This is a genomic window from Neobacillus sp. NPDC058068, from assembly GCF_042885335.1.
Classification (GTDB): domain Bacteria; phylum Bacillota; class Bacilli; order Bacillales; family Cytobacillaceae; genus Neobacillus.
Genome location: NZ_JBHVSI010000034.1, coordinates 1 through 9041, shown reverse-complemented (window position 1 = coordinate 9041; position 9041 = coordinate 1). Strand labels below are relative to the sequence as shown.

General features: G+C 32.1%; 8 protein-coding genes. 3 read left to right on the top strand and 5 right to left on the bottom strand.

The genetic code is table 11. The features are described 5' to 3' along the window. Nucleotides 1–1016 precede the first annotated feature (1016 nt). From ACFVSW_RS26215 to ACFVSW_RS26205, 3 genes are read left to right on the top strand one after another with little or no spacing between them, the layout of a single operon-like run. Entirely contained in the window at nucleotides 1017–1589 is a 573-nt protein-coding gene (locus ACFVSW_RS26215) for a hypothetical protein (protein ID WP_387319572.1), read from the top strand. Beyond that, complete coding sequence (locus tag ACFVSW_RS26210; RefSeq protein WP_387319571.1) at nucleotides 1590–2060, top strand: hypothetical protein; 471 nt, start codon at nucleotides 1590–1592, stop codon at nucleotides 2058–2060. After that, a complete protein-coding gene (locus tag ACFVSW_RS26205; protein WP_387319570.1) occupies nucleotides 2057–2665 on the top strand; it encodes a hypothetical protein in 609 nt (202 codons plus the stop codon). Before ACFVSW_RS26210 ends, ACFVSW_RS26205 begins: the two co-directional genes overlap by 4 nt. Nucleotides 2666–2754: 89 nt before the next feature. On the opposite strand, the gene ACFVSW_RS26200 is transcribed toward ACFVSW_RS26205, so the two are convergent. The 5 genes from ACFVSW_RS26200 to ACFVSW_RS26180 all read right to left on the bottom strand — a co-directional run. Further along, nucleotides 2755–3792 carry an SDR family NAD(P)-dependent oxidoreductase gene (locus ACFVSW_RS26200; protein ID WP_387319569.1) on the bottom strand — a complete coding sequence of 346 codons (1038 nt, stop codon included), beginning with the start codon at nucleotides 3790–3792 and terminating at the stop codon, nucleotides 2755–2757. Next, entirely contained in the window at nucleotides 3764–5197 is a 1434-nt protein-coding gene (locus ACFVSW_RS26195; protein WP_387319568.1) for a UDP-glucose dehydrogenase family protein, read from the bottom strand. The genes ACFVSW_RS26200 and ACFVSW_RS26195 overlap by 29 nt, the downstream gene beginning before the upstream one ends. Before the next feature lie 309 nt (nucleotides 5198–5506). After that, entirely contained in the window at nucleotides 5507–6055 is a 549-nt protein-coding gene (locus ACFVSW_RS26190) for a serine O-acetyltransferase (protein WP_387319566.1), read from the bottom strand. A gap of 198 nt (nucleotides 6056–6253) precedes the next feature. Then, nucleotides 6254–7555: a lipopolysaccharide biosynthesis protein gene (locus ACFVSW_RS26185; protein WP_387319565.1), complete on the bottom strand. Its 1302-nt coding sequence runs from the start codon at nucleotides 7553–7555 to the stop codon at nucleotides 6254–6256. A 386-nt stretch (nucleotides 7556–7941) separates the two neighbouring features. Then, nucleotides 7942–9041 (bottom strand): O-antigen ligase family protein (locus tag ACFVSW_RS26180; RefSeq protein ID WP_387319564.1); only part of this gene is annotated, 1100 nt, incomplete at its 5' end.

Sequence of the window (9041 nt, the reverse complement as noted above, 5' to 3'; positions counted from 1 at the left end):
AATAATCCTTCATACCCCGGGCTTTTTAAAATGCTTTTTAAACTATCCTGATGCTTTAATAATCCTTCATACCCCGGGCTTTTTAAAATGCTTTTTAAACTATCCTGATGCTTTAATAATCCTTCATACGCGGGGCTTTTAAAAAGTGATTTCCTACCATCTTCATTTATTGCCATTTTTTTATGTATCCTCTCGTAATCATTTGATTTAGATAGTTCTAAGAAGCAATAATTATTAAGATCAAAACACTTGATAGTGGCTTTAATTCATACCCAACCTAACCCTCCTTACAATATTTAGCTACACCTCATTCTATCATTTTCCAATATTCTAAACTCTATTATCTTCAACATTTTTTGTTTTCCATCATCTGTCACTTCAGCAAAATTTTAGAGCCGTTTCGGACAGATTTCCGGGCCACCCTCTCTCTTTCATTGCGTGAGTCACCTAGGACAGATTAAAAGACTAGATGTACACTTTAGAGCATATAAAAACCTTGTTGCTTAGAAAGCTTCTTAAACGCTAGCTTTTTGTCTGAGAATCCTGCCCGTAGAGGCTCGGTGTAAAGTGAGAATTTGGCAGTAATGACTTTTAGCAGAACCCTTTTATTATTGGATCTTCCGTTGGCACTAGCGGGACTAAGTCGTGGCAATTATTACAAATTTTGAATTCTCGAAAATTCATCGAATAACATTATTTTCCTACAAAATCATCTATTATAAACCAAGTATCCTCGACAAATTTCGGGGGCGTGACACCGGGATGAACCGAGAGGAATCTAAGGTCCACTAATTCGGAAAAGTAAGAGTCGCAAACCGCTCTTACTTTTCTTCATTTTGACGCTTATTTTCACCCTGTTTACCTTTTACACTTTACTACTTTAAACTTTAGCTGAGTGGGGGGCTGACACACTGTCCTGTCCATTGATCTGTCCCATAAACCGACTTTCCCCTATCGCTTTTAATTGGATTTTATGGTAAATTATAAGTAATAATTATCTAAAAGGATGATATTATATGGAAATTAATAGAATTGTTTTCGGCTTTAAAATAATGGGTATTGAAGGTAAGAAAGATATTCTGATTGATAGAATAAAATCTTTATTTGAAGTTCAAAGATTCTATTCAGATCAACTTATTACATTATTCGAAAATTCAGACGAACAGGTAAAAGTTGTTCTTAAAGGAAGTAGCAACATAGATTTTGATATTATAAATTGGAAGAACATTGATTTAATACAGAACTTCGCTACAAATTCTATGTTTGATGATTTTGTACCAAATTTAAATAATATTAGATTTTCTTTTGAAAGTATTACATTTAATGATGGTTTCAATAAACTTTTTATATCTGAACTTCCTGAAGAAGTAAAAACAGAAATGTTAGGTTTTAAAGTTAAAATAGATAACAACAATTTTTATGTTACGGTAATGAATAAAAATAAACCTTTAAATTTGTCAATAACCCTTAAAATTAATAAAGACAACCCTATTAAAATAGGTGAAGACATAGAATATATAAATACATTGTTAAAAGAAAAGGTTATTCCTACTGTTAATAAAGTTATCGGTTGGGGGGAGGAAATTTAAATGGTTGATACCGGTCTACTCAATATTTTTGAAATGTTAGAGCATCAAAGCATATACAACCCTCCGATTGAATATAGATTAAATACAGAAGAGGAAGAGGATCTTTTTTTAAAAAAATTTGTAATGTTTCAAGTAGAAAATACACCATTTAATACAGAAGCATACTATGCAGTTGAAGGTATAAATTTAATACAATATGACCAACCTAGTCCTGAATATATGGAGTTTGGGGATGAAGCTCAAATGGAAAAGGATAAGTCAAGAGAGATGCATGTTAAAGAAGTTTATGACTCCATAAATGCTGAGGATATTAGTGAAGTCGATTTCAGAGAGTTTATTGAATATTGCGAAGATAAATACCAAATGAGTACTAGTGTTTTCAAAGAGTGGTTTGAATCCAAGGAAAATGAGGGCAATATAGAATTACAACTATGGTATATGTATACACGTAATACAGGAGATTATAAATGAGTAAGAAAAGTATAGACTTTTTTATTTCGGCACAAGATGTAGTTTTAGAGGAATTGCAACTCATTGGAAAAATTCATCCCAATCTTTATTATAAATCTTTGTGTATGCAAATAAGCAATTCAACTTTACAGTTAGAACAATACGATCATGCTTATCCAATTCTTCAATATAATAAACAGGAAAGTATAAAAGTACTTGATAAAAATTCAAATCAAGAAAGAGAATTTATACCAGTTCTAATTAGCCAACCACATCCAAAACAAAAGAAAGACAAGCCCTCTGGTATTATTCTTGAAGATTATAGTTATTTACAAGTTAAAGAAATACTCTTATATGATGTGGATACAAAAGACCTCTATAATTTTGAATATAGTTACCATTATGGAGTTTGGGATTATGATAATAAGATAGAAACATATTACTTTAGATATGATAGAGAAATTATTAAACGAAATCCACCTCGTAAAAAGGTAAATCATTTCCATGCTGTCTTAGACGAACCACATTATAATTGTAATTTTATCAACTTAGAATTTGTTTTAAAATTCTTAGAAGATAACTGGGAATCAAGTAGAAAAAGTTTATATTTTATTAATGCTATCTAAACAGATTATTAATTTGTTTAATGAAAGTCTCTCTTTATCTTGACTAGTGAAAAAGGGAATGGATTCAATTCCCATTCCCTTAATTTAATTTATATAACCTTATAGTAATCAACATACCAATCCGCAAACTTCTGCAATCCATCTTCAATCGAGGTCTTAGGCTTAAATCCAACCGCCTGCTCCAACAATTCTGTTGATGCATAAGTGGCTGGTACATCCCCAGGCTTTATTGGCTCAAATACCTTCTCAAACTGTACCTCTTTCCCCATAGCATTACTTAAACATTTCTCCAATGTTTCAATAAATACCATCAGTTTTTCAGGGTTACTGTTTCCAATGTTAAACACCTTATGAGGTACATTATTCTCCCCAACAGAAGGGTTCGAAAGAAGCCGCTCTATACCTTCCACGATATCATCAACATATGTGAAATCCCGATAAAGATCATTTTCAAAATCTCTATTATTAAAGATCTTGATCGGCTCACCAGCAAAATACTTATTAGCAAATCCGAAGTATGCCATATCTGGTCGTCCCATAGGACCATAGACGGTAAAGAAGCGAAGTCCTGTCACTGGGATCTTGTAAAGATGGCTATAAGTATGAGCCATTAATTCATTGGATTTCTTAGTGGCCGCATAAAGAGAAACAGGGTTATCGACCATATCAGTTTCTGAGAACGGCACCTTTTTATTTGCCCCATAGACAGAGCTTGATGATGCATAAACGAGATGATCCACAGGATAATATCTGCAGGCCTCAAGAATGTTAAAAAAGCCAATAACATTACTTTGCATATAAATATCTGGATTCTCAATAGAATAACGCACACCCGCTTGAGCTGCTAAATTCACAACGATGTTAGGCTTGTACTCTTCAAAAACGCTAGTAATCATAGCCTTGTCTGAAATGTCACCCTTAATGAAAGTAAACTTCTCAAACGGTTCGAGTTTCTCTAGACGAGCAAACTTAAGATTTACATCATAATAGTCATTTATATTATCAATCCCGATAACACGGCAGCCTTGCTCAAGCAGTTTCTTGGATAAAAAGTATCCGATGAAACCTGCAGCTCCGGTAATCAGATAAGTTTTACTTTTATCTAGTGGTTTGAAGTCTTGCTTCATTTGAGTCAATCTCCTTTGCATTCGGTTTAGAAAGCCTGCCTGCACCCATGCTTCTACCAATGGAGTGATACTCAACGCCTGCTTCCTTCATACCTTCCATACCATAGATATTCCGTCCATCATACACCAAAGGAGTCCTCATCAATTTCTTGTACTCTTCAGGTTTCACGGCTTTAATCTCTCCCCATTCGGTAAAGATAAAGCAAACATTGGCACCGTCTAATGCATCTTTAACATCATCGACGTATGTGATACTTCCTTTGCTGATCTTTCCTTCTGGATAGTTCCGTTTAAAGTTGTCCGCTCCAACTGGATCAAAAGCATAAATATCAGCGCCCTGATCCAACAATAATGGAATATTATCAAGTGATGGAGCTTCCCTTAAGTCATCCGTTCCTGGCTTGAATGTCAAACCAAGTACAGCTACTTTCAGACCGCTAAATGTAATCAATCTCTTACTTGCTTTCTTATAAAGAAGAGTTTTTTGTTCAGTATTTACATCAATAGCTGCTTTAACAGTTTTAAGTTCATATCCATGCTGATCAGCTATATATTTTAATGCCTTTGTATCTTTAGGGAAACAGCTTCCTCCATAACCAATACCAGCATTTAAAAATTTGCTACCTATCCGCTCATCAAAGCTCATCCCTACTGCTACATCTTGGATATCGGCTCCGACCAACTCGCAAAGATTGGCGATATCGTTCATATAAGATATTTTAAGGGCTAAGAAATCGTTAGAGGCATATTTAATCATCTCTGCTGATCTTCTGCTAACAGAGACAATAGGGATATTAAAGGGCTCATAGATATTCATTAGCAGCTCTTGCGCCCATTTACTTTCCGTCCCAATGATAATTCTTGCAGCATGTAACGTATCACGAACCGCCGTGCCTTGTGCCAAGAATTCTGGATTAGAGGCAACTTCAACCTTAATTTCTTTGCCGTAGCCAGTTCCATTACCAGTATATTTCTCCCCATCATGTGGAAGAAAGTCATAAATAAACTGCTCCACCTTGTCATTTGTTCCAACCGGAACAGTAGACTTCACCACAATCAAGCAATCCTTTTCTATTGTTTCTGCGATTTGCCTAGCAACTGTTGCAATATATGAAAGATTAGCAGATCCATCAGGCTGCTCTGGTGTTCCTACACCGATAAAGATAGCATCTGCATCTTTGTATGCTTGAGCATAATCTGTGGTATAGTTTAATCTCCCAGATGCGTAATTCTTTTGCATTAGTTCCTCAAGGCCATCCTCGTATATCGGGGAATTTCCTCTTTTCATCATACTAACTTTATTTTCGTCAATATCAACACAGGTTACTTGATGACCAACTTCAGCAAAACATACTCCAGCTACTAATCCAACGTAACCTGTGCCGGCAACTGCTATTTTGAACATAAAATCTCCTCCAAATTTAAATTCTTTTATCATATTTCTCTTTTATTCTAGAAGTTCGGATCCAAAAATTTGAATTCTCTATTCAATACCGCTCTTCAGCTTAAACAGCTATCTTGTACTCTACAAAGATAATCAATATCAAAGATATAAACGTTACCTTCATAAGAGGGATTTATTGGTTCCAAACAGGTACATTTAAAGACTTTATTAATTAATCAATGATTTTACAAACAAAAACTAGTAAGCTTGCTGCACTGTTCTTAGTTGCTCCTAATTAAGAAATATTCAAATGGCATCAAAGCTTCCATTTTAAACTGTCCTATTAATGTATCCAACAGTTGCGTTCATTTTGGGAATAACTTTACCTGGATTTCCTATAACAATTGAATTTTCTGGTACATCAAAATTTATATATGAATTGGGTGCAATAAAGACATTTTTTCCAATTTGAATATTACCTACTACAGTGGCATTAACTCCAATCCAAACATTATCCGCAATAGTTGGAGCCCCATTTCGTCTTCCTCTATTTTCTTGTCCAATTGTAACACCTTTATGGATATTAATATTTTTTCCTAAAACCGCATTAGGATTGATAGTAATATTAAATGCATGCCCCATATAGAACCCACTACCTATCTTGGTTTTATATGGTATTTCAAGTCCATACTTTTTTCGCAAATGACTTAAAAAAACTATACTCCATACTTTATTTATTCTACTGTTGGATTTTTGCACTCTTCTTAAAAAATATAAATAACATAAACTATGTTCAGTAACTAAATATCTAATCCCCGACCAAAAACTCCACTTATTTCCAGTACCTCTAAAAAAATCATCCTTGAATTCAGGAGACATCTAAATTCCTCCTAATAATTATCTTCCATCTAAAAACTTTTTCTGTGTTTAACCAATCTTCAAGTAATAGTTGTACCTTACATCCGCTAATTGCATTCTCACCAATACTATAAAAATTACTTATTTCGATTTTATGAAAAGAATATTTAATCTATGAAAAACTTAAAGCTCTAAGCCTAACCAAGAAGGGGATGTCTATTACATTTCAGTTTTATTTTCAAAAATATTTATCTCGTTATTTAATATTCTCTGGGCTAATAAAAATTGCATAAAGTATACAATTGACATCGCTATACTATAAAGTCCTACAGCCCAGTAAGAATTCAATGATAAGAAACTTACAATTCCGAAAGCGAGTATAACTAACGCAAGGCTTAACACATTAATCAAAAGAGCTTGCTTTTGTTTTTCGTAGATATCAAATATATTACTGATTGGTTTAAAAATTAATCTTGAAAAAATCGCCAGCGAAAGTAATCTAGCATAAACACCCGCTTCACTCCAATTATCTCCAAAGAAAAAAGAAAATAATATCGGCCCCAAAAATATTAAAATTATTAACGGGATAATTCCAATGACAATTAAATTTCTCAACAATTTATTCGACAACTGTTTAACTCTTTTAGGGTTTTTACCTTTTAATGAAGCACTTTCAGCATAAAAAACATTACTAACAGATGTCCCTATTAGATTTATAGGCAACTGGACTATACTATTAGCTAAACCAAATAGACCAACTGCCTGATGTCCATATAAAGAAGCTATAAAAAATATCGGAAGCGATATGGTAATATCACCTAAAAATCTTCGTGGTGTTGTAAATAAAGGAAAATTAATATACCGCTTTGCTGCCCAAAGAATTTCATGCCTCCTAATCTCTTTTAGTAAATATCTATCATTTTTTATTAAGGGATAAAATAGGGTAGTTATCCCAGCACTTTGTCCCAAAATTTTACCTATAATTAGGCCAACTGGCCCCGTCCCTAATAGTCCAAATCCGATACTAATTACATTTTGTGATATAGATTGAGAGAATTTAGTTTTTGTTATTGAATTAAATAATTTTTTTCTATATGCCCACTGAGTGAAAATATTATATAAACCTAAAAAAAGAACTCCAACTGGAATTAGAAATTTATATTCAATTAGTTCACCACCATTAAGAGCCACTAATAAAAAATCACCAAAAAAAATAAGTATCAGAGTAATAATACTGTTAAATAAAATTAAAGTAATTACGCTTAATAATAGTATGTTTATAGCCTTTTCTTTACTTTTAGCTATCGGTATTCCCATTTCATAATTCATAGAACCTAGAAAACTTATACCACTTAAAACTGCCGTATACAACGTAATAACACCATATTGTTCAGGTGGGTATATTCTTGTAATTACTGGTGAAAGTGCAAAGGTTAATATCTGAGCAAATGCTGTTCCACCTGTAATCAACATTACATTTTTTACAAATGTATTTTTAAATATATTTTTGAGTTTATTCAATAAATATCACCTTATCCAAATTGTAGCCTACTTATAAGTTAATATTTCTATGTAAAGAAAATTAACTTTGGGGATAACTGTAAATTGACACCATGCGTACTTTTAAATTTCCCTATACCTGATGCTCTAAAGTGCAATATTTGTTATTTTCTGATCCATGAAAACTTACTATTTTGGTCAATTAGCTATACAATCTAGAAATAGCCAGATTGCGTATTTATTCTAATACACAGTCCTAGGTATCTTAGAAACAGTTATTATTACCCATTCAGTAATCACTAATTTTTTACTAAAGATTGATTTAAACCAAAGTTAGATAAATTTCTTAGTAGTAATCCGCAAACAAAATGTAAGACTCTTAATGAAAATGGTGAGATAGGAAATATTTAATCAGACTTTCCCTTACTGAGGTGAATTTCACCCTCTTTTTCATTATATATATATATGCTTCTAAATAATATTGCGATAATTATCCACATTAAGGGATCTGAATTAAATATACCCCAATTATGAGTCATGCTATTAAATGAATAACCTATTATACATAAAAAGTAAACAACGTTTCCAAGGTTACCAATATTGTTTTTCATTGATTTAATGAAAACAGAAATAACTATTTGATATATTTTAATTGCTATCATAAACCCAAAGAAGCCATAATATACTAGAAAGTTGATTAGATGATTATGTGTATCATTTTCTAAAATTATGCTTTTTATACTTGGAGAATAATTTATTTCAACTGAACTATCTACAAGATTATAATTACCAGTACCAAATGGATTATTCAAAGCATATTTAATACCAGTTATCACCATTGGAACCCTTGCACTAGATGATTCATTTGATTGAAATCGAGTATAAATATCGAGAACACCTATAATATAATTACCAATCAATATCACACTTATTGGGATTATAGAGAATAACATAATTGTTTTTAAAGTTGATTTGTTATTTTTAGCATAAATTAACAATATGAAAAACATGTTAATTCCAGTTACTATTATGGCACTTCTCGTTTGGTTCATAATTAATGCACATAGTAGTATTAGAGATCCTATAATTAGCCAAAACCTTTCGAATCGTTTATTTTTATACAGAATTAACCTAGCTAAAATTAATGTTACGCCGATTATTAATTCATAGGAAAATATTATAACGGTATTCGACATTCCAGAAATCCTTTGCCCATCAAGTATATTAGTTTTGGCCGGGAGAAGTACTTCATTAATTTTTAAAGCAATATCTAAATGAAAAAACTGTCCAATACCAATAATAGCTGAACAAATGATTGCTATTATTATAGTATTATTTATTATTCTTATTTGTTTTTTATTTTGTATTACTATATATGTCAATAAAGACAAGCCCAACATAGTTATAAATTGTATTAAAGTAACAGCCTTATCAATTATTAAGTTATTAACTAGATAGACTAATAACATTGTTACAAACAATATTAAACAATATATAATATATGCCC